Below are 20,548 nucleotides of genomic sequence, written 5' to 3' on the forward strand. Positions count from 1 at the left end.
TATGAAAGCCATTAAAAATGATAATAAAAAAGAGTCTACTAGTAATTGAAAACATTTACCACCAGAAATGCAACATGATTTAGAATTTCATGCTTCACGCACAGTATTTTGAAAAAGTTTTTTATTTTTAATCATTGAAGCAGTAGGGCCATTTTTATTATTGTTTTTTTTAACTTCTCCTGACTTAAGTTTTGCCTACCATTATGATGTTGGTATTGGAATTGGTTTTGGTTTAACAATGGTTTTTAGTGTTTTTTTATTAACTTGTTTAGGCTTTTATTTTCATTTTCATCAAGCCGACCAGTTTACCTATACTATTGCATTATCTTGAATGTTATATGGAATTTATTTAACTGGATATTGATGAGGATGAGATAAGATTTTATATCGTTGCTTAGTATCATTTCTTTTTTTATTAATTGCTATTTTTGTTGGTACATTTATGACCGTATGAATGCGTAATCTTCGTGGATATTTTCAAATAAAAAAAGGTAAGAAACAATCGGAACCACCAGTTATCAATGAAAAAGAAAACAATAATTCACCAGTCGATTCATCAGTAACAAAAAAAAGAACCTTAATTATTTTTTTGTAAATTAGTTAATTTTAAATCAATAATTTTTAAGAAAATTTTTTGTTTTGTTTGTTCATACATGTAATTAGCTCAGTAAATTCATAGAATGTTTTGGTAATACATTCATGCTACTACTTTTTCTTGTTGTTGTGATGTTAAATTAAAAAGATTAAATCAATAAGTTTGTTCAGCTTTTGCTGTTAATGTTTCAGAAACAAATGAAGCAATATCAAAAAATTTATCATTTAGCATAGCATATTCAAAATCAATTAAGTAAAGCTTTTGGTTTAAAAAAACTAAATTACCACTATTTAAGTCATTGTGGCATAAAACAAGTTCTGTTGGTTGCAATTTTAAATAATTAAGGTTCTTTTCATATGGAGCTAAATTTACCAATTGTTTACAAATTGCTGTTTTTAATGTTATTAAAAATTGCTCAGGATTAAATGTTTTAATTTGATTATTTAAATTAATTTTAGTTTCTCATAATTGTTTAATTATTGTAGCAACTTGATTTAAGACTTGGTTTGTAAGTTTAACCGTACTAAGTGATTGCAAAGTTGGGTAGTATGGTGTAACCAAAAAGAAATGCTCACCATAATAGCCATAATCTACAATTGGTAATGTTAAATCGGCATTTTTAATTTGTTCTAAAACAAAAATTTCATTTTGATGATCAATGAATAAATTAGTAAAAGGATTACTATAACGGATAAAAAGATTATCAATACTTTGATAATTTTGGTTAGTAATACCTAAATTTAATTTTGTTTTAATTTGGTATTTCATCATATTTCTGACTTCCATTCTGTATGTTATATATTATTAATTTTATTATACAATATATATAGTTAAGAAAAGCGGGGAAATAAAAAATGGATGAAATTTGAATTGCTACTAGTAATAAGAACAAAGTACGAGAATTTAAAGAAATGTTTGAAGGTATTAATATAATTGTTAAATCATTATTAGATTTAACATTACCTGTGCCTGAAATTCCTGAAACATGAACAACCTTTGAAGAAAATGCATTTTTAAAAGCTGATTATTTAAGCAAAATGTTAAATAAGCCAGTATTAGCGGATGATTCTGGATTAGAAATTATTGGTTTAGGAAATTTTCCTGGTGTTAATACTCGCCGTTGAGCAGAACCAATTACTGATAATAATATTATTAATAATTTATTAATTGAAAAATGTCGCTCACTAGAAGAACGTGATGCACAAGCAGTTTGTGTTTTATGTTATATTAATCCAAGTACAAACGAAACAAGGTATTTTTGAGGAATAACAAAAGGTCTTATTACTGAAAAACCAGTTGGTAATAATGTTTTTGGTTATGATGAAATTTTTTTCTTACCAGAAATTGGTCAAACTTATGCTGAATTAACTGTAGGAGAGAAAAATAAGTATTCGCATCGTTCAAAGGCTTTTCAAATGTTTAAAAAATGATGATTAGGAGGAAAAGATGAAGACAACAAAAAAATTAACATTATTTTATTTGAACCAGAAATTGCACAAAATGTTGGAGCCATTATGCGAACTTGTGTTGCAATTAATGCTAAGTTACATTTAATTGAACCATTTGGATTTATTTTTGATGAACGATTTATTGCTCGTAGTAGTGCAAATTATGTTGAGTTTGCTGATTATGAAACATATAATAATTGAAATCATTTTTCACAATTAAATCCAATTCTTAAATTATATTGTGCGACTCGTTATGCACAACAACCACATAGTGCAATTGATTTTACGAAGGAAGAAAAAGTTTTTATTTTATTTGGTCGTGAATCAACTGGTATTCCAACAACAATTTTGAAAGAACATTTATCACGAACTTTTCGTATTCCAATGTCAGAAAAAGTCCGTAGTTTAAATGTTGCTAATACAGTTGGGATTGTTGGTTATGAAATTATGCGGCAATGAGATTATCCTGGCTTATCAAAAGTTGAAACTCAAAAAGGGGCTGATTTTTTAAAACAAAAATAACAATGCTTTTTGTGAATTTTTTTCTTACTTTTGAAAAAAGTTTTTTATAATTCTTTTAGTATTGAGTTATATTTATTGTTTTTAGAAAGGATGATAAAGAATGAATCAAGTAATATTGGTTCGTCAAGTAGAAGGAACTTATGAAATTATTTATGATAAAAAAGAAGCAGGACGAAAAATAATGAAATTTTCGCTAAAGATTCAGCGCCCTTTTAAAAATAAAGATGGTAACTATGATAGTGATTTAGTTAATGCTAAAGTATGAACAAATAATATTGATGATTTAGATATTATTTTACGTGATAAAGCAATTATTGCCGTTAAAGGGTGAATTAAATCATTTCGTTCCAATAATTTTGATGAAGAAAATTATTATAACGATATAATTGCTGACCGCGTTACGTATTTAAGCAGTTTTAACTAACATTACTTAATATTATTAACTTAATACCAATTAGCCATTTCTTTTGAAGCGGGTTTTTATATAAATAAATTAAAATTTAACACCAAACAAAACAATAATTTCAAGAAAAAGAGGTTAAAATAATGCTTTTTTAAGTAATTATTTTTTTATAAAAAAAATTAATATTTTTGCTAAAAACACTTGCAAAAAAAAAGAGGATTTTATATACTTATAAAGGTGTCAGTTAATAGTAATTTATTACTTAATTATAAATAAAATACTTACTTACATTATCAAAAACAATACTAAAAATATGAAAAAAAGTCAAAAGTTATTGACAATAAACGCATAATTTTGTATGACTTGTAAGGTGTTTTGCTGACACAATAACGATCTTTGAAAGCTAAACATAACAACAAAAGATAATCATTTAATCAATGAATATCCGTCATTAAAGCTAGAAACAAAAACGATATTTTTTTAATGAGAGTTTGATCCTGGCTCAGGATGAACGCTGGCGGCATGCCTAATACATGCAAGTCGAACGGGGTGCTTGCACCCAGTGGCGAACGGGTGAGTAACACGTATCTAATCTACCCATTAGCGGGGGATAACAGTTGGAAACGACTGCTAATACCGCATACGACATTTTCTGACATCAGAGAATGTTAAAAGATCCGTTTGGATCACTAATGGATGAGGATGCGGCGTATTAGTTAGTTGGTTGGGTAATGGCCTACCAAGACAATGATACGTAGCCGAACTGAGAGGTTGATCGGCCACATCGGGACTGAGACACGGCCCGAACTCCTACGGGAGGCAGCAGTAGGGAATTTTTCACAATGGGCGAAAGCCTGATGAAGCAATGCCGCGTGACTGAAGACGGTCTTCGGATTGTAAAGGTCTGTTGTAAGGGAAGAATAGTAAGTATAGGAAATGATACTTATTTGACGGTACCTTACCAGAAAGCCACGGCTAACTATGTGCCAGCAGCCGCGGTAATACATAGGTGGCAAGCGTTATCCGGATTTATTGGGCGTAAAGCGTGCGCAGACGGTTTAACAAGTTTGGGGTCAAATCCTGGAGCTCAACTCCAGTTCGCCTTGAAAACTGTTAAGCTAGAGTGTAGGAGAGGTCGATGGAATTCCATGTGTAGCGGTGAAATGCGTAGATATATGGAGGAACACCAGTGGCGAAGGCGGTCGACTGGCCTATCACTGACGTTTAGGCACGAAAGCGTAGGGAGCAAATAGGATTAGATACCCTAGTAGTCTACGCCGTAAACGATGAGTACTAAGTGTCGGACTAAGTTCGGTGCTGCAGCTAACGCATTAAGTACTCCGCCTGAGTAGTATGCTCGCAAGAGTGAAACTCAAAGGAATTGACGGGGACCCGCACAAGCGGTGGAGCATGTGGTTTAATTCGAAGCAACGCGAAGAACCTTACCAAGGCTTGACATCCAGTGCAAAGCTGTAGAAATACAGTGGAGGTTAACATTGAGACAGGTGGTGCATGGTTGTCGTCAGCTCGTGCCGTGAGGTGTTTGGTTAAGTCCAGTAACGAGCGCAACCCTTGCCGTTAGTTACTCCATTAAGTTGAGATACTCTAACGGGACTGCTAGCGTAAGCTAGAGGAAGGTGGGGATGACGTCAAATCAGCATGCCCCTTATGTCTTGGGCTACACACGTGCTACAATGGTCGGTACAAACAGTTGCGATCTCGTAAGAGGAAGCTAATCTGAAAAAGCCGATCTCATTCGGATTGAGGGCTGCAACTCGCCCTCATGAAGCCGGAATCGCTAGTAATCGCGAATCAGCAATGTCGCGGTGAATACGTTCTCGGGTCTTGTACACACCGCCCGTCACACCATGAGAGTTGATAATACCAGAAGTCAGTATTCTAACCGCAAGGAGGAAGCCGCCCAAGGTAGGATTGATGATTAGGGTGAAGTCGTAACAAGGTATCCGTACGAGAACGTGCGGATGGATCACCTCCTTTCTATGGAGTTAATACTTTATAGTAATTAACTAGTTTTAATGACCGTTATGTTTAGTTTTCAGAGATTAGTTTCTCTGACAATAGCAAATAAATGTTATTGGAATTGTTCTTTGAAAACTGGATAATAGACATCTAGTTATTTTAATCAAGTGATTAAAATAACAATAATTCAAAATTTCTGTTATTTTTTAAAAATAACTAAAATTTCACAGTTATATTTGTAAATAATTCTCAAAAACTGATTTAAAATCATGTCAAATAATTTATAAAACTTTGAAGTTACAAAGGGCGTATGGTGAATGCCTTGGGAATAGGAGACGATGAAGGGCGCGACTACCTGCGATAAGGTTCGGGGAGCTGGAAGTAAGCTTTGATCCGGACATGTCCGAATGGGGAAACCCGGTGAGATTAATCTCTCATCATCCTATAATGAATAAATAGTTATAGTGAAGGTATACCTAGGGAATTGAAACATCTTAGTACCTAGAGGAAAAAAAAGCGAAAGCGATTCTCTTAGTAGCGGCGAGCGAACGGGGAACAGCCCAAACCAGATTTATCTGGGGTTGTAGGACCATAATAGTAGAGTTACAAAACTTGTTTATAGTAGAAATTGTTGGGAAACCATGCCACAGAGGGTGATAGCCCCGTATACGAAATAGACAAGACTCGAAATGGTATCCTGAGTACGGCGAGACACGTGGAATCTTGTCGGAATCAACGCGGACCACCGCGTAAGGCTAAATACTACCTATTCACCGATAGTGAACCAGTACCGTGAGGGAAAGGTGAAAAGCACCCCGGGAGGGGAGTGAAAGAGTACCTGAAACCATATGCCTACAAGAAGTCGGAGCCCGTTAATGGGTGACGGCGTGCCTTTTGTAGAATGAGCCGGCGAGTTATGATAGCATGCAAGGTTAAGTAGAAAATACGGAGCCGTAGTGAAAGCGAGCCTTAATAGGGCGTTTAGTATGTTGTCATAGACCCGAAACCAGGTGATCTAGCCATGAGCAGGTTGAAGTTGAGGTAAAACTTAATGGAGGACCGAACCGACGTTCGTTGAAAAGACCGCGGATGACTTGTGGCTAGGGGTGAAATTCCAATCGAACCTGGAGATAGCTGGTTCTCCCCGATATAGCTTTAGGGCTAGCGTCGAGGTTAGCAAGTTGGAGGTAGAGCACTAAATGTATGATGGCCCCACCTAGGGGTACTGAATGCAATTAAACTCCGAATGCCAATTTTGTATACTCGGCAGTCAGTACATGGGTGATAAGGTCCATGCACGTAAGGGAAACAGCCCAGATCATCAGCTAAGGTCCCAAAATTTATGCTAAGTGTGTAAGGATGTGAAGTCGCTTAGACAGCTAGGAGGTTGGCTTAGAAGCAGCCACCCTTTAAAGAGTGCGTAACAGCTCACTAGTCGAGTAATTTTGCGCCGAAAATGTACCGGGGCTAAGCATAATACCGAAGCTATGGGTTTTGTATTTATATACAGGGCGGTAGGGGAGCGTTCTAACAGGGATGAAGGTAGACCGTGAGGACTGCTGGACTGGTTAGAAGTGAGAATGCCGGCATGAGTAACGTTTGAGGGTAAGAATCCCTCATGCCGTTTGACCAAGGTTTCCTGGGCAAGGTTCGTCCACCCAGGGTTAGTCAGGACCTAAGGCGAGGCCGAAAGGCGTAGTCGATGGACAACAGGTTGATATTCCTGTACCACCATATAGAGCGATGGAGTGACGGAGAAGGATAGTATATTCCGGTTATTGGATTCCGGGCTAAGCACAAAGAGGGTAAGGTTGGCAAATCCGCCTTGCATAACCTTGAAGTGTGATGGGAAGCGAACGGTTCGCCTAGTAGCGAAGTATATGACTCCATGCTTCCAAGAAAAGCTTCTAGTACTATTTATATGGTGCCTGTACCTAGAACGAACACACGTGGTCAAGGAGAGAATCCTAAGGCAAGCGAGATAACTGTAGCTAAGGAACTCTGCAAAATAACCCCGTAAGTTAGCGAGAAGGGGTGCTCATATTACTATGAGCCGCAGTGAAGAGGAAGGGACAACTGTTTAGCAAAAACACAGCTCTCTGCAAAGTCGTAAGACGACGTATAGAGGGTGACGCCTGCCCAGTGCTGGAAGGTTAAGGGGATTAGTTAGCATTAGCGAAGCTTTGAACCGAAGCCCCAGTGAACGGCGGCCGTAACTATAACGGTCCTAAGGTAGCGAAATTCCTTGTCAGGTAAGTTCTGACCCGCACGAAAGGCGTAATGATCCCTTCGCTGTCTCGGCTGCAGACTCGGTGAAATTTTAGTACCTGTGAAGATGCAGGTTACCCGCAACTAGACGGAAAGACCCCATGGAGCTTTACTATAGCTTGATATTGGGTTTTGATATAGCATGTATAGGATAGGTGGGAGACTTTGAAGCAGTAACGCTAGTTGTTGTGGAGTCATCCTTGAAATACCACCCTTGTTATGTCGGAATCCTAACCTAGATCTGTAAGCCAGATCAGAGACAGTGTCAGGTGGGTAGTTTGACTGGGGCGGTCGCCTCCTAAAATGTAACGGAGGCGCCCAAAGGTACCCTCAGTATGGTCGGAAATCATACATAGAGCGCAAAGGTAGAAGGGTGCTTGACTGTGAGACTTACAAGTCGAACAGGAGCGAAAGCTGGGCTTAGTGATCCGGCGGTCCCGTGTGGAAGGGCCGTCGCTCAACGGATAAAAGTTACCCTGGGGATAACAGGCTGATCTCCCCCAAGAGTTCACATCGACGGGGAGGTTTGGCACCTCGATGTCGGCTCATCGCATCCTGGAGCTGAAGTTGGTTCCAAGGGTTGGGCTGTTCGCCCATTAAAGCGGTACGCGAGCTGGGTTCAGAACGTCGTGAGACAGTTTGGTCCCTATCTGTTGTGGGCGTAGGAAATTTGAAGAGATCTGTCCCTAGTACGAGAGGACCGGGATGGACACACCTCTGGTGCTCCAGTTGTCACGCCAGTGGCACAGCTGGGTAGCTATGTGTGGAAATGATAATCGCTGAAGGCATCTAAGCGAGAAGCATACTTTAAGATGAGATTTCCCATCCTTTATGGAGTAAGACCCCTTGAAGACGACAAGGTTGATAGGTTGGATGTGTAAGCACGGCGACGTGTTCAGCTAACCAATACTAATAGGTCGAGGACTTCAAAAAAGCGATAGCTTATTTACAAATTTTAGACAGTTTATTATCTAGTTTTGAGCGTATAATTTCCCTCAGATATAATCTGGTGCTTATGGCATAGTGGACACACCCGTTCCCATCCCGAACACGGAAGTTAAGCACTATTACGCCGACAATAGCCGCAAGGTGAAAATAGGGCAGTGCCAGGTTGAGAAAATGTTTTGACATTTTTTTAATATTTTTATTTTAATTTTGTAGAAAACTCTTGATGAAATAAAAAAAATCATCTGGATGGGTTAAGATAAATTGGACAACAATAATGTAGAGTAAATATTTATAATTAAACTACAATGGAGGTGTAATTATGGCAAAGAATCATTATACTGGAATGGCAACACTTTTTAGGACACTTTTTATATAGACATTTGTTTTCTAAAAGTAACTGGAGATAAATAATTTAAACTGCCATGAATTCAAATATTGTTATATCAATGCACAAAATCAAAAAGTTCGTATTTTAATTGTGTTAAATTTTTAAATTTTTTACCCTTAATAAATTCAGTTTTAAAAGTTTTGTAAGTTGTTTCAGCCACAGCATTATCATAAGGGCAGCCTTTATTGCTTAATGATCTTTTAATATTAAAAGTTATTAAAATTTCATCAATGATTTTATTTTTAAACTCATTACCACGATCAGTATGAAATAGAGTTATTTGATTTAATGGTCGTGTTATTTTATGAAAAGCTTGTTAGACCAGTTCGGCTGTTTTATTCGGCCCAGAACTATAACCAATTATTTCACGATTAAACAAGTCAATTAATAAACAAATATAATGTCATTTAGTGCCAACTTGAACATATGTTAAATCACTAACAATAACTTCATTAGGTTTTTTGTTGTTAAATTGACGATTTAAAATATTATTAATTTGGTCATTATTGACTGTTGTTTTATGATTATGATATTTTAATTTGGTGTATTTAGAAACCAAATTATTTTTGATCATAAAGAATCTTATTTTTCGCCGCGATAAGATGATATCTTTTCTGTTTAAAATAACTTTAATTTTGCGAGCCCCATAAATTTTGCGGCTTTTATTAAAGGCACTGATAATTTCTTGTTCATAATTATTAACTTGCTTGTTAATGCATTTATTAGTTTGATAATAATACGTTGATTTTGATAAACCTAAAATCTTACATATTTTTCTTACTGAATATTTTGTTTTGTTGTTATTAATTATTGTTATTTTTTGGCCATTATCAGTGCGGCTTGCTTTAAAATGTCATTTTCCATTTTCAAGTCTTTAAGTTCTTTTCGTAAAGTTATTATTTCATTTTCTTCTAGTGTGCGATTGTCTTTTGCTTTAAATGAACCAGAATTATTATAATTTTTAACTCAACTATAAATAGTTGGTTTTGGTAAATTATATTCTTGCCCTAGATTAATAACACTTTTACCATTTTTATATAGCATGATAATTTGTTTTTTAAATTCTTCAGAGTATGAAGTTTTATTTCCCATTTTTATATTCCTTCTTTCTTAATAATTTTATCTAATTTTTAAGTCTATATAATTATGGTCCTAATAATTGTAGCCTATCCATACTGATGAATTTAAGCAACAAATTGTTGGTCTTTACAAAATAGGTCAAACTCCTGAACAATTAGTCAATGATTATCAAATTGGTAAATCTACTGTTTGGAAATGAGCTCACCAATTTAGCAACTCGGGCTCATTTAAAGCTAAATACAATATAACGCCAGAAGAAAACGAATTAATTCAATTACGTAAAAAAGTTAAACAATTAGAAATGGAAAATGACATTTTAAAGCAAGCAACACTGATAATCGGCAAAAAATAGCAATCATTAAAAATAACAAAGCAAAATATCCAATTATTAATTTATGTAAAACATTGAAATTTGCTAGATCAACATATTACTATCAATTAAAAGCAAATAATCCCAAGAATACTCAAAACATTGATAATGCTGTTATCAGTATTTTTCTAAAAAGTCGTAAAAATTATGGAACACGCAAAATTAAATTTATATTAGCTCAGCAAAATATCATGTTATCTCGTGTAAAAATCAGCAACATAATGAAAAAATATAACTTAATTTCAAATTATACAAAAATTAAATACAAACATTCAAATACAACTGATGTTACATATAAATATAACAATTTGTTAAATCAATATTTTGATAGTTATAAACTACATGAAGTTGTTGTCAGTGATTTAATCTATGTTTTTATTAGTAACAAATAATATTGATTTATTTAATCGAGAAATTATTGGTTATGATGTTAGTTTACAAAAAAATGCCAAATTAGTTGAAAGCAGCTTTAATAAACTTCAATTTTCATTAAGCAATATTAAAATATTTCACACTGATCAAGGCAGTGAATTCAATAATAATCTTATTTATAACCTGTTAGTTAAAAATGGGATTCAAAAATATTACAGTAAACCAGGTTGTCCTTATGACAATGCTGTTGCGGAATCAACATACAAAATTTTTAAAACTGAATTTATTAAAAATAATAAATTTAAAAACGTTGAGCAGTTTAAATTAGAATTATTTGATTACATTAATTGGTACAATAATATTCGAATTCATAGCAAACTAAATTATTTAACACCAGTGCAATACATAAATTATTATTCTACATAAAATTTGTCCAAAAAACCCTTGCCATTCCAATAAATTTATTTAATATTTTGTAAAAACATTGCTTTTGCACTTATTCAATTTAAACACGGTCGGAGTTTATCATTTATAACATTAACTACTCAATCTATCATTTTTTGACTAACATTATTAAAATCAGTTTCCTTAGGAAGTCAATATCTAAATTCGCCATTCATATGTTCAATTAATGGTTTTTGTTGCGGTTTACCAGGATCACAAAAATAAACTTGTGTTTTAGCAAATATTTCCATTTCTCTCCACTTACTAAATTATTTCCCGCGGTCTGTTATTATTCCTTTAATTTTCCCAATTAAATTATTATTTTAATTTTGTAGAAAACTCTTGATTAAATAAAAAAAATAATCAATATGATAACTTTAAAAGAAAATTATATAAACTTTTAATATTGTTATTTAACTTTTTTATACGTTAAAATATAATACCGATGATTGTTGGTTTGGCGTTAAACCTTTATGCTGGTATTTTCATTTTCAGAGATTTAAATAATTTTGAATGTTCGTGAAACCTAAGCCATGATAATGAATTAAGGATTCTTTAAGATTTGATTGTAATTTACTAATTTTATTTAACTTCCGATAACTAGCATCAGGATTTGTACTAGTTTTAGTTGCTAATAAAATAGAATTTGTTTGTTTTGCTACTAATAAATATAATGGTTGTATGTCAGAAATAATAATTGAATTTTCTTTGATTAATTGTTTATTAATATTTTCAATAATTCACTGTTTTTGTAATCATTTTGTGTTGGTTGATTTAACATAAATATTATTATTGCTATCAACATCCATTTGAATACAACATTTAGTGTTGGTTGAAAATGAATCAAGATGAATTTTTCTTTTATCAAATTTATCTTTAAAATTACCTTTGTGGATTTCTTTAATAAATGTTTCATCGATTTGAATTTGGCCATTTAACGTTTTAAATTTTAATTGGGTGTTTTCTAATTGTTTTGATTTCATTATTTTTTGGCGATTATATTTATATCAAGCGGTTTTCGGTGATGTTTTAATAAAGTGGGAAATCATTTTACTAGATTGGCCTAATAATTAAATTTGAATCAATAAATTTCACTGTTCATAATTTAAATGACTTCAATACGTAAAATGATCACGAAAAGCATCAAAACTAGCACGACATTTTTTACATAAATATTTTTGTTTTCCTTCAGGATTATGACCATTTTTAACACAATAAAAAGATTGACAATTAGGATATTTAATACCTTTATCCCTAAATTTTTGATCAATTTCATTTAAGCGTTTTTGTTTTTTAATTAATTCTGCTTCTTTTTTGACTTTTTCATGAAATTCTAAAAATTGATCATCTGTTAAACTATTTATTAATTCTTCAATTATTTTTTCCATTAATTATTCACCTCTTATATTAAGAATATACCTAATTTTAGGTATATTTTATAAATATCAAGAGTTTTATACAAAATTAAAGTATAACAATAAATCCTTAAATAAATCTCGTTCATCAAATATTAAATGTTTAAATTTTCTCATTTTTATACAAATTCCTTTCATTTTTTCTTATAATGTATTATATATAAAATAAAGAAGTTAATAAATATGAAAGAATTTATTAAAATTAATAACAAAAAACGAATTACTAGTTATGAACATTTAAATAAAAAATATGACTTAAATTTTAGTGACTATAATTTTGGTTTTGATTGAGAAGTATTTAAAGACTTTGTTGGTTATTGTTATGCTCGATATTTTAATATTTTACTTCACCCTGTTTTTTTAAGTTTGTTTCGGTCGGAAGAGGCACAAACAAAACATGAAATCACCTAGCGGAAAAATTATTTTTTGCTCGCAATTTTACTGATGCTTCATCCAATATTTTACGAAGATATGCCAACACACACGAAGATACTACATTTGGCGATACAATTAATGTATGTAATTATTTATATGATAAATATGGGGTTGATTTGGGACCTGACAATGAAAATGGCATTGGGGGTTTTGACCTAAAAATATTAAAGAAGGTGGGGAAATTTGTTTTTCCTAGTGGTGTTCGGATTGCTTTTGATGGCTATCCTAATGGGAATAAAATTATGGGCAAAGTTGGGAAAGACAGTGGTATTATATCTGCATGAACAGATGAAATGATCCATGCCGAAGAAAAAGAAATCTTAACTGATAAAGAACTGGATAAAAGATATAATAATTTAAGAGTTTCAATGTTTCGTTCTAAAAGTTTAAAGGTTTCTTACGAAAAATACACGGATGAAAATAATAACGAACAATATAATTTAGATAATCCTATCTCAGTTAAAGAATTATCTTGGACATTTCAAGAATGAGATAACATAGCAAAACAACATAGCACAGTAACAACATATTTTCATAAAACATATTCTAACCAATTTACTTTTAATTCTTTGGAATGGCAACACTTTTTAGGACACTTTTTATATAGACATTTGTTTTCTAAAAGTAACTGGAGATAAATAATTTAAACTGCCATGAATTCGAATATTGTTATATCAATGCACAAAATCAAAAAGTTCGTATTTTAATTGTGTTAAATTTTTAAATTTTTTACCCTTAATAAATTCAGTTTTAAAAATTTTGTAAGTTGTTTCAGCCACAGCATTATCATAAGGGCAGCCTTTATTGCTTAATGATCTTTTAATATTAAAAGTTATTAAAATTTCATCAATGATTTTATTTTTAAACTCATTACCACGATCAGTATGAAATAGAGTTATTTGATTTAATGGTCGTGTTATTTTATGAAAAGCTTGTTGGACCAGTTCGGATGTTTTATTCGGCCCAGCACTATAACCAATTATTTCACGATTAAACAAGTCAATTAATAAACAAATATAATGTCATTTAGCGCCAACTTGAACATATGTTATTAAATCACTAACAATAACTTCATTAGGTTTTTTGTTGTTAAATTGACGATTTAAAATATTATTAATTTGGTTATTATTGACTGTTGTTTTATGATTATGATATTTTAATTTGGTGTATTTAGAAACCAAATTATTTTTGATCATAAAGAATCTGATTTTTCGCCGCGATAAGATGATATCTTTTCTGTTTAAAATAACTTTAATTTTGCGAGCCCCATAAATTTTGCGACTTTTATTAAAGGCACTGATAATTTCTTGTTCATAATTATTAACTTGCTTGTTAATACATTTATTAGTTTGATAATAATACGTTGATTTTGATAAACCCAAAATCTTACATATTTTTCTTACTGAATATTTTGTTTTGTTGTTATTAATTATTGTTATTTTTTGGCCATTATCAGTGCGGCTTGCTTTAAAATGTCATTTTCCATTTTCAAGTCTTTAAGTTCTTTTCGTAAAGTTATTATTTCATTTTCTTCTAGTGTGCGATTGTCTTTTGATTTAAATGAACCAGAATTATTATAATTTTTAACTCAACTATAAATAGTTGGTTTTGGTAAATTATATTCTTGCCCTAGATTAATAACACTTTTACCATTTTTATATAGCATGACAATTTGTTTTTTAAATTCTTCAGAGTATGAAGTTTTATTTCCCATTTTTATATTCCTTCTTTCTTAATAATTTTATCTAATTTTGAAGTATATATAATTATGGTCCTAATAATTGTAGCCTATCCAGAGTTAAAAATAAAATCATTGATGAAATTTTAATAACTTTTAATATTAAAATATCATTAAGCAATAAAGGCTGCCCTTATGATAATGCTGTGGCTGAAACAACTTACAAAACTTTTAAAACTGAATTTATTAAGGGTAAAAAATTTAAAAATTTAACACAACTAAAATACGAACTTTTTGATTTTGTGCATTGATATAACAATATTCGAATTCATGGCAGTTTAAATTATTTATCTCCAGTTACTTTTAGAAAACAAATGTCTATATAAAAAGTGTCCTAAAAAGTGTTGCCATTCCATTATGATATGCTTTACGAATACAATTTCCTTGTGTACGAATACGACTATTTAATGACTTTTTATCATTTTTCCAAGTATTTTTAATACCATCTTTATTACGAGGGGCATTATTAATTATTTATAATGGTAAAACAATATTTTTAACATAATTACCATAAAATAATTTTTTAAGATAATATTCTTTTTTATCATAATTTAATTTATTCATAAATATATTATGACTATTAATCTTTAAATTATCATAAATAAAAACATTATTCATTTTTTATAAAATCCTTTCAAATAAAAAAAACTAAATTACATTTAAAAGTTTTTGTCTGTGAAACTATAAAAAGTTTGAAACTTTCAATATAATTAAGTGTTTATATTTGAAATTTAATCTGATTGTAATATATCTTTTTTAATTTTGCAAATAAAATTTAAAGACTGCACCCCAAAAAGTAAGTAAAATAAAAAAAGATTTTGTTAAATTTTTATAGGGGGTGCATTTTTATATGGCAAAAAAAGGACAAAAATATAACAAATATACATCAGAATTTAGAACAAAAATCATTGAGGAAATTAAACAAAAAAGTTGTTTAATAGTAGCAAAACAATATAATATAAATGCAAATACAGTAGAATCTTGATGAACAAATCATAAAAAAGGAAAATTAAACAATCCTAAAGGACCTAAAATTTCTTTTGGCAAAAGAAATTTAGAATATTATAAAACAAGGTATTAATTATTAAAAAAGCTCCATGACTTTTACAATTAAGCAAACTAAGAATAGTCTCTTTTATTAAACAAAATTGTCGTGAATATTCAATAAAATTATTACTAGAAGTAACAGGGTTAAAACGTAGTTATTGAAATAAATATAAAAATTATGACAGTAGCAAAAAAGATAAAAAAAGCAATAAATGATATTGTAAAAGTCTATGAAGAAAATTTAAAACAATTTGGTTATCGAATAATTACTAAATATTTAAAAGAAGATTATGGTATAAAATATAATTCAAAAAAAGTTTTAAGAATTATGCGTGATAATCAAATACAACCTGAATATGTAAGAAAAATGAGAAGAAAAATAAAGTATAAACAGAATAAAGAAAAAAGCTTATTGCAATATCCTGATTTAATTAAACGTAAATTCAATGATATAAAAACAAGGTTTTCAGTACTATATACTGATGTAACATATTTAATTTGAAAAGGAGAAAGATATTATCAATCAACAATTATTGATGGATATACTAAAGAAATAGTTGATGTAAAGTGATCTAAATATAATGACAATAAATTAGTAATAGATAATTTAAATGATGCAATTAATAAAATAAAATTAATAAAAAAAGATCTGAATGGAATAATAATTCACTCAGATCACGGATATCAATATACATACACTATTTATCACGATAAATGTTTATCTAACGGTATTATAATTTCAATGGGGAAAAAATACCACTGTGCAGATAATATTGTTATAGAAAGTTTTCATTCATTACTTAAGAAAGCTACAATCCATAATAAAATATATAATTCACATGAAGAATATATACAAGATGTTATAAAATGAAATACATGATATTCAAATCGTAAAGAAAAAGATATAATTAAAAAATAGTAAATACTTTTTATTAGTACTTACTAAAATGGGTGCACTCTATTACTATCTTTTTTTTAATTAAAAATGTCTGAAAATTACTGCTCTAAAAGCCTTATTTTATGGGGTTTTTATTTTTTGACTCCCAATATTTATTGGGTTTTTGTGATACTGAGTTGTGTTAGTTAATTAAAATTTTTTCTCATCGTAATTTTTTTAACATCTTCTGACCAATTGTAATTATATCTTATTTTTAACCAAAAACAACCAAAAATAACATAAAAAAACCAAAAAAACCATTACTTTGTAACGGCTTTATCAGTATAAGCTTCAATAACATCTTGCTCTTTTAAATCATTATAGTTTTTAATTGTTAACCCACATTCAGCCCCTGTTTTGGCTTCTTTAATATCATCTTTAACATGTTTTAATGATGCTAATTCACCACTATAGACAATGACCCCATCACGTAAAACTCGAACTCGTGATTTTCGTGGAATAATACCATCAGTAACATAACAGCCAGCAATAGTTCCAATATCAGAATGATGGAAAATTTGACGCACCTCCGCTTGGCCTAACACTTCTTCAACCATTTCTGGATCTAACATTCCTTCCGCTGCGGCAACTATTTCTTCAGTTAATTTATAAATAATTGTATGCAAACGAATTGCGACACCTTCATCTTCAGCTTTTTTCCGAACATGGGCAGTTGGACGAACATTAAAACCAATAATAAATGCTTGACTAGCTATACCTAATGTTACATCACTTTCAGAAATTGCCCCAACAGTTGCTCGCAAAACATTAATTCTTACGCCTGGAATATTAATTTTTAATAAACTTGCTTTTACCGCTTCAACTGTTCCTTGAGTATCAGCTTTTAAAATAATATTAATTTGTTTTAATTGTCCATCTTTAATTTGTGCTGATAAACTTTCTAACGAAAAATTTTGATTTTTATAACGTTTATTCATTGTATCAATTGTTTTTCGTTTTAAAGCAATTTCACGTGCTAATTTTTCATCTCGAAAAACCATAAAACGGTCACCAGCATTTGGTATTTCATTTAAACCATGAATCATAACTGGAGTTGATGGACCTGCTGATTTAATTTTTTTACCACTCTCATCAGATAAATCACGAACATAACCAAAAGTATAACCAACAACTAAGGCATCTTTAATATTCAATGTTCCTGATTGCACCAATAGTGTTGCAACTGGCCCCAAACCACGATTTAAGTGTGATTCAAGCACTGTTCCTAACGCAAAACGATTTGGATTTGCTTTTAATTCCATTAAATCAGCCATTAATAAAATTGTATCTAATAATTCATCAATTCCTTGTTTTTGTTTAGCACTTCCTTTAACATAAGGAGTTGTCCCTCCTCATTCTTCTGGAGTTAATTCTTCTTGTGATAATTGCATTAAAATATTATCTAAATTTGCTCCAACTTTATCCATTTTATTAACAAAAACAATAATTGGTACGCCAGCTGCTTTGGCATGATCAATGGCTTCTTTAGTTTGCGACATTACACCATCATCAGCCGCAACAACTAGTACAACAATATCTGTTACTGCACTCCCCCGTGCGCGCATTTGTGTAAAAGCTTCATGTCCAGGAGTATCAACAAAGATAATCTTTTCACCATGTTTTGTTTTAATTTGATAAGCACCAATATGTTGTGTAATTCCCCCATGTTCTGTACTTACAACATTAGTATTACGAATGGTATCTAATAGTGTTGTTTTCCCATGATCAACATGGCCCATAATTGTGACAATTGGTGGACGTTTTTCTAACGAAGCAGGCTCATCATTAACTTCAAAACTTTCAATTAAGTTTTCATGCGTTACTGATTTTTCGCGTTTAAAATCTAACCCGAACTCTAAACATAACTCTCCCAAATGATCTTCAGTTAAAAAAGTATTTTGATTTAACATTATCCCCTTACTAAAAAAGTATTTAATAATTTCACTAACGGGTTTATTAATTTTTTGTGCAAACTCAGCAATGGTTAATGCCTCATCATAAACAAAAACTCCTTCGGTAACATGTGCTTCAACCGTTTTTAATTGTGATTGAATCCGATTTCGTTGTTTCTTAGCTAATGTTTTTTTATTTTGTTTGTTATTTTGACTACTCATCTGTCCCTCCTCCTTTTTGAATTTTAAGAATTATTTAATAATGTCAGCAACAGTTGGGCAAGATGTTGGTTACTAATACCAATCATTTTAACATTATTTGTTCCTAAAGCTTGTTGGGTTAAATTGAAATCAAGGCAACTAAAATAAGAGATCTTATAATAAAAACATTTTTGTTGATATTTTTTTGCTTGCGTAGCACCAATATCGCCGCTAGTTAATACTAAATAAACAGTTTTTTGCTGAATGGCAGTTAACAAACAAGCCCCCGTGATTAGTTTACCCCCTCGTTTGGCTAGGCCAAGATAACTATATCCTTTTTGATCTAACATTGTTAATCTCAACCTTCGCTAATTTCACAATATAACATTTCGTAAAATTGATCGGTTAACTTTGTTTTTAAAGCACGTTCTAACGCGTGACTCTTTTTTGCTTTTTCATAAATCTCTAATGTTGGTCGTAAATAAGCACCGCGACCATTGGCCTTACCGGTTGCATCAATAATAATTTCCCCGTTTGGTGTCTTAACAATTCGTACCAATTCTTTTTTTGGTAACATTTGTTGTGAAACAACACATTTTCGTAAGGGAATTTTTTTATGATTTTTCATCGATATCCCTCCTAATTAATTATTTATCTTGATCATAATAATCATCATAGTCGTCATAATTAATTTCATCGTCATCATCATCTTGATTTTCAAATTGTTCACTCTCAAAATAAGAAATATTGTCTTCAATTTCTTGAATTTCATTTTCTAATACTTTAGGAGTTGATTCTGTTAAATCATCAACATGATAATTTTCTTCATCTAAAATCATTGTTTCTTCAGCCATTTGTTCTTCAATAATTTCAAATTCTTCAACTCGTAAACCGGCTGTTATATCAACAATATTTGTTTCAATAGTGGCTTTTGGTTTAATTTTATCTTTTAATTTAACTTGTAATGCACTAAGTTCATCAGCTATTAAATTTCCATTTCATAAAATTTCAACTTTTTTCGTTAACGCTTCACTATAACTCATAATGTTTAGTTTTCATTTTGTTAACTTTGCAACTAATTTTGCGGCACTTCCGCCTTTTCCAATTGCTAATGATAATTGCTCATCGGGAACAACAACATCAGCTTCTTTTCCTTCATCATTAGTTGTAATTGAAATTACTTTTACTGGTGATAATGAGTTAATAATAAATTGTTGACTATTATCATTATAAATACAAATATCAATTTTTTCATCTTGTAATTCAGCTGTTACTTTATTAATTCGACTGCCCTTTCTACCAACACAAGCACCAATTGGAGCAATATTTTCATTTGTACTATAAACAGCAATCTTACTACGCCGCCCGGGATCACGAGCAATTGCTTTTACTTCAATTACTTGCTCAAAAATTTCTGGAATCTCACGTTCTAATAAACGATATAAAAAATCATTGCTTGTTCGTGAACCAGTAATTTGTCCTGCATTTTTTGATTTAACAACATCTTCTGCTATAAAAGTAATTGGTTGTCCAACTTCAAAATGGTCAGAAAAGATCAAATTTTTTCGAGGAATATAAGCAAATGTTCGTTCGACTTCAACTAATAAGTATTTTTCTTCAGCAGCAATAACAACACCTGTCATTAAGTGTCCTTTTTGGATAATATATTCATCAAAAATTGAATCTTTTTCTGCTTCTTTAATTTGTTGTTTAATAATTTGACCAACTTGGAAAATTGCTAATCGTGAAAATTCTTCTGAATTAACTGGTTCATAAACTTTATCATCAATTGTAATTTGTTCACCATATTTTTCTTTGGCTTCATTTAAACCAATTTCTAATAAATCATCTTCTACTTTTTTAACAACAGTTAATTCTTTTTCAACTTTAATTTGTCCTGTTTTTTGATCAATATCAACAATAATTGTTGCTTCTGGATCAAAATGTTTTTCATAAGCCTTCCTAATTCCTTCTTTAATTGAATCTAAAATTAAATCACGGCTAATTTGTTTTTCACTAACAATTTCATAAATTGTTGCCAATAATTTTGCACCATCAATCATGC

At 31.0% G+C, this 20,548-nt stretch carries 18 protein-coding genes, 3 rRNA genes and 4 pseudogenes; 14 read left to right on the forward strand and 11 right to left on the reverse strand.

The window, feature by feature from the left end:
* Position 1: 1 nt before the first annotated feature.
* On the forward strand, positions 2–595 hold the full coding sequence (locus AAHM76_RS00350; RefSeq protein WP_342256177.1) for a DxFTY motif-containing membrane protein: 594 nt from the start codon (positions 2–4) through the stop codon (positions 593–595).
* Here AAHM76_RS00350 and AAHM76_RS00355 read toward each other — a convergent pair.
* Positions 578–1,381 carry a phosphotransferase gene (locus tag AAHM76_RS00355; protein WP_342256178.1) on the reverse strand — a complete coding sequence of 268 codons (804 nt, stop codon included), beginning with the start codon at positions 1,379–1,381 and terminating at the stop codon, positions 578–580. The genes AAHM76_RS00350 and AAHM76_RS00355 overlap by 18 nt on opposite strands.
* Before the next feature lie 125 nt (positions 1,382–1,506).
* On the opposite strand from AAHM76_RS00355, the pseudogene AAHM76_RS08240 reads away from it, so the two are divergent.
* From AAHM76_RS08240 to rrf, 6 genes and pseudogenes are all read left to right on the forward strand, one after another.
* Positions 1,507–1,959 (forward strand): annotated as a pseudogene (locus AAHM76_RS08240) (non-canonical purine NTP pyrophosphatase); the annotation flags it as partial.
* Between the two features lie 51 nt (positions 1,960–2,010).
* Positions 2,011–2,565 (forward strand): tRNA (cytidine(34)-2'-O)-methyltransferase, encoded by a 555-nt coding sequence (locus AAHM76_RS08245; RefSeq protein ID WP_425289441.1) that lies wholly within the window; start codon positions 2,011–2,013, stop codon positions 2,563–2,565.
* Between the two features lie 100 nt (positions 2,566–2,665).
* Positions 2,666–2,989 carry a single-stranded DNA-binding protein gene (locus AAHM76_RS00365; protein ID WP_342256180.1) on the forward strand — a complete coding sequence of 108 codons (324 nt, stop codon included), beginning with the start codon at positions 2,666–2,668 and terminating at the stop codon, positions 2,987–2,989.
* A gap of 458 nt (positions 2,990–3,447) precedes the next feature.
* Positions 3,448–4,966: ribosomal RNA gene (locus tag AAHM76_RS00370) — 16S ribosomal RNA — on the forward strand.
* Between the two features lie 272 nt (positions 4,967–5,238).
* Positions 5,239–8,149, forward strand: a 23S ribosomal RNA gene (locus AAHM76_RS00375).
* A gap of 72 nt (positions 8,150–8,221) precedes the next feature.
* Positions 8,222–8,328 (forward strand): 5S ribosomal RNA (rrf, locus tag AAHM76_RS00380).
* The 16S, 23S and 5S rRNA genes sit together here, the layout of an rRNA operon.
* A gap of 204 nt (positions 8,329–8,532) precedes the next feature.
* Here the strand turns inward: rrf and AAHM76_RS00385 are convergent.
* Positions 8,533–9,644: pseudogene (locus AAHM76_RS00385) on the reverse strand (IS3 family transposase).
* Positions 9,645–10,037: 393 nt separating this feature from the next.
* On the opposite strand from AAHM76_RS00385, the gene AAHM76_RS00390 reads away from it, so the two are divergent.
* Entirely contained in the window at positions 10,038–10,394 is a 357-nt protein-coding gene (locus AAHM76_RS00390) for an IS3 family transposase (protein WP_342256181.1), read from the forward strand.
* The gene (locus tag AAHM76_RS00395) at positions 10,372–10,800 is read left to right on the forward strand and encodes an IS3 family transposase (RefSeq protein WP_342256182.1); all 429 of its coding nucleotides are present in this window, start codon (positions 10,372–10,374) and stop codon (positions 10,798–10,800) included. Before AAHM76_RS00390 ends, AAHM76_RS00395 begins: the two co-directional genes overlap by 23 nt.
* A gap of 35 nt (positions 10,801–10,835) precedes the next feature.
* On the opposite strand, the pseudogene AAHM76_RS00400 reads toward AAHM76_RS00395, so the two are convergent.
* The 3 genes and pseudogenes from AAHM76_RS00400 to AAHM76_RS00410 form a co-directional block, all read right to left on the reverse strand.
* Positions 10,836–11,138: pseudogene (locus AAHM76_RS00400) on the reverse strand (transposase); the annotation flags it as partial.
* Positions 11,139–11,240: 102 nt separating this feature from the next.
* Positions 11,241–11,867: a transposase gene (locus tag AAHM76_RS00405; protein ID WP_342256183.1), complete on the reverse strand. Its 627-nt coding sequence runs from the start codon at positions 11,865–11,867 to the stop codon at positions 11,241–11,243.
* Between the two features lie 21 nt (positions 11,868–11,888).
* The gene (locus tag AAHM76_RS00410; protein ID WP_342256184.1) at positions 11,889–12,206 is read right to left on the reverse strand and encodes an IS1/IS1595 family N-terminal zinc-binding domain-containing protein; all 318 of its coding nucleotides are present in this window, start codon (positions 12,204–12,206) and stop codon (positions 11,889–11,891) included.
* A gap of 210 nt (positions 12,207–12,416) precedes the next feature.
* Between AAHM76_RS00410 and AAHM76_RS00415 the strand changes: the two genes are divergently transcribed.
* Both AAHM76_RS00415 and AAHM76_RS00420 read left to right on the forward strand, forming a co-directional pair.
* Complete coding sequence (locus AAHM76_RS00415) at positions 12,417–12,644, forward strand: hypothetical protein (protein WP_342256185.1); 228 nt, start codon at positions 12,417–12,419, stop codon at positions 12,642–12,644.
* A 140-nt stretch (positions 12,645–12,784) separates the two neighbouring features.
* The gene (locus AAHM76_RS00420) at positions 12,785–13,306 is read left to right on the forward strand and encodes a hypothetical protein (protein ID WP_342256186.1); all 522 of its coding nucleotides are present in this window, start codon (positions 12,785–12,787) and stop codon (positions 13,304–13,306) included.
* Here AAHM76_RS00420 and AAHM76_RS00425 read toward each other — a convergent pair.
* A protein-coding gene (locus AAHM76_RS00425; protein WP_342256187.1) for an IS3 family transposase occupies positions 13,268–14,382 on the reverse strand; the annotation gives its coding sequence in 2 pieces (ribosomal slippage) (positions 13,268–14,139 and positions 14,139–14,382; 1,116 coding nt in all). The two genes, AAHM76_RS00420 and AAHM76_RS00425, sit on opposite strands and share 39 nt — an antisense overlap.
* An 86-nt stretch (positions 14,383–14,468) precedes the next feature.
* Here AAHM76_RS00425 and AAHM76_RS00430 point away from each other — a divergent pair.
* A pseudogene (locus AAHM76_RS00430) lies at positions 14,469–14,732 on the forward strand (transposase); the annotation flags it as partial.
* A gap of 148 nt (positions 14,733–14,880) precedes the next feature.
* On the opposite strand, the gene AAHM76_RS00435 reads toward AAHM76_RS00430, so the two are convergent.
* Positions 14,881–15,024 carry a hypothetical protein gene (locus tag AAHM76_RS00435; protein ID WP_342256188.1) on the reverse strand — a complete coding sequence of 48 codons (144 nt, stop codon included), beginning with the start codon at positions 15,022–15,024 and terminating at the stop codon, positions 14,881–14,883.
* A gap of 232 nt (positions 15,025–15,256) precedes the next feature.
* On the opposite strand from AAHM76_RS00435, the gene AAHM76_RS00440 reads away from it, so the two are divergent.
* Together AAHM76_RS00440 and AAHM76_RS00445 are read left to right on the forward strand one after the other, a co-directional pair.
* Positions 15,257–15,487 carry a hypothetical protein gene (locus AAHM76_RS00440; RefSeq protein WP_342256189.1) on the forward strand — a complete coding sequence of 77 codons (231 nt, stop codon included), beginning with the start codon at positions 15,257–15,259 and terminating at the stop codon, positions 15,485–15,487.
* Between the two features lie 144 nt (positions 15,488–15,631).
* Positions 15,632–16,372 (forward strand): IS3 family transposase, encoded by a 741-nt coding sequence (locus AAHM76_RS00445; protein WP_342256190.1) that lies wholly within the window; start codon positions 15,632–15,634, stop codon positions 16,370–16,372.
* A gap of 278 nt (positions 16,373–16,650) precedes the next feature.
* Here AAHM76_RS00445 and infB read toward each other — a convergent pair whose 3' ends face one another.
* The 4 genes from infB to nusA are packed head-to-tail and all read right to left on the reverse strand — an operon-like array spanning position 16,651 to position 20,546.
* Positions 16,651–18,504 (reverse strand): translation initiation factor IF-2, encoded by a 1,854-nt coding sequence (gene infB / locus AAHM76_RS00450; protein ID WP_342256191.1) that lies wholly within the window; start codon positions 18,502–18,504, stop codon positions 16,651–16,653.
* A 23-nt stretch (positions 18,505–18,527) separates the two neighbouring features.
* Positions 18,528–18,833 carry a 50S ribosomal protein L7ae-like protein gene (locus AAHM76_RS00455; RefSeq protein WP_342256192.1) on the reverse strand — a complete coding sequence of 102 codons (306 nt, stop codon included), beginning with the start codon at positions 18,831–18,833 and terminating at the stop codon, positions 18,528–18,530.
* A 2-nt stretch (positions 18,834–18,835) separates the two neighbouring features.
* Positions 18,836–19,111: an RNase P modulator RnpM gene (gene rnpM, locus AAHM76_RS00460; protein WP_342256193.1), complete on the reverse strand. Its 276-nt coding sequence runs from the start codon at positions 19,109–19,111 to the stop codon at positions 18,836–18,838.
* Positions 19,112–19,130: 19 nt separating this feature from the next.
* Complete coding sequence (gene nusA / locus AAHM76_RS00465; RefSeq protein WP_342256194.1) at positions 19,131–20,546, reverse strand: transcription termination factor NusA; 1,416 nt, start codon at positions 20,544–20,546, stop codon at positions 19,131–19,133.
* Positions 20,547–20,548: the final 2 nt, after the last annotated feature.

It is taken from the genome of Spiroplasma endosymbiont of Poecilobothrus nobilitatus, from assembly GCF_964030655.1.
GTDB lineage: Bacteria > Bacillota_I > Bacilli_A > Mycoplasmatales > Mycoplasmataceae > Spiroplasma.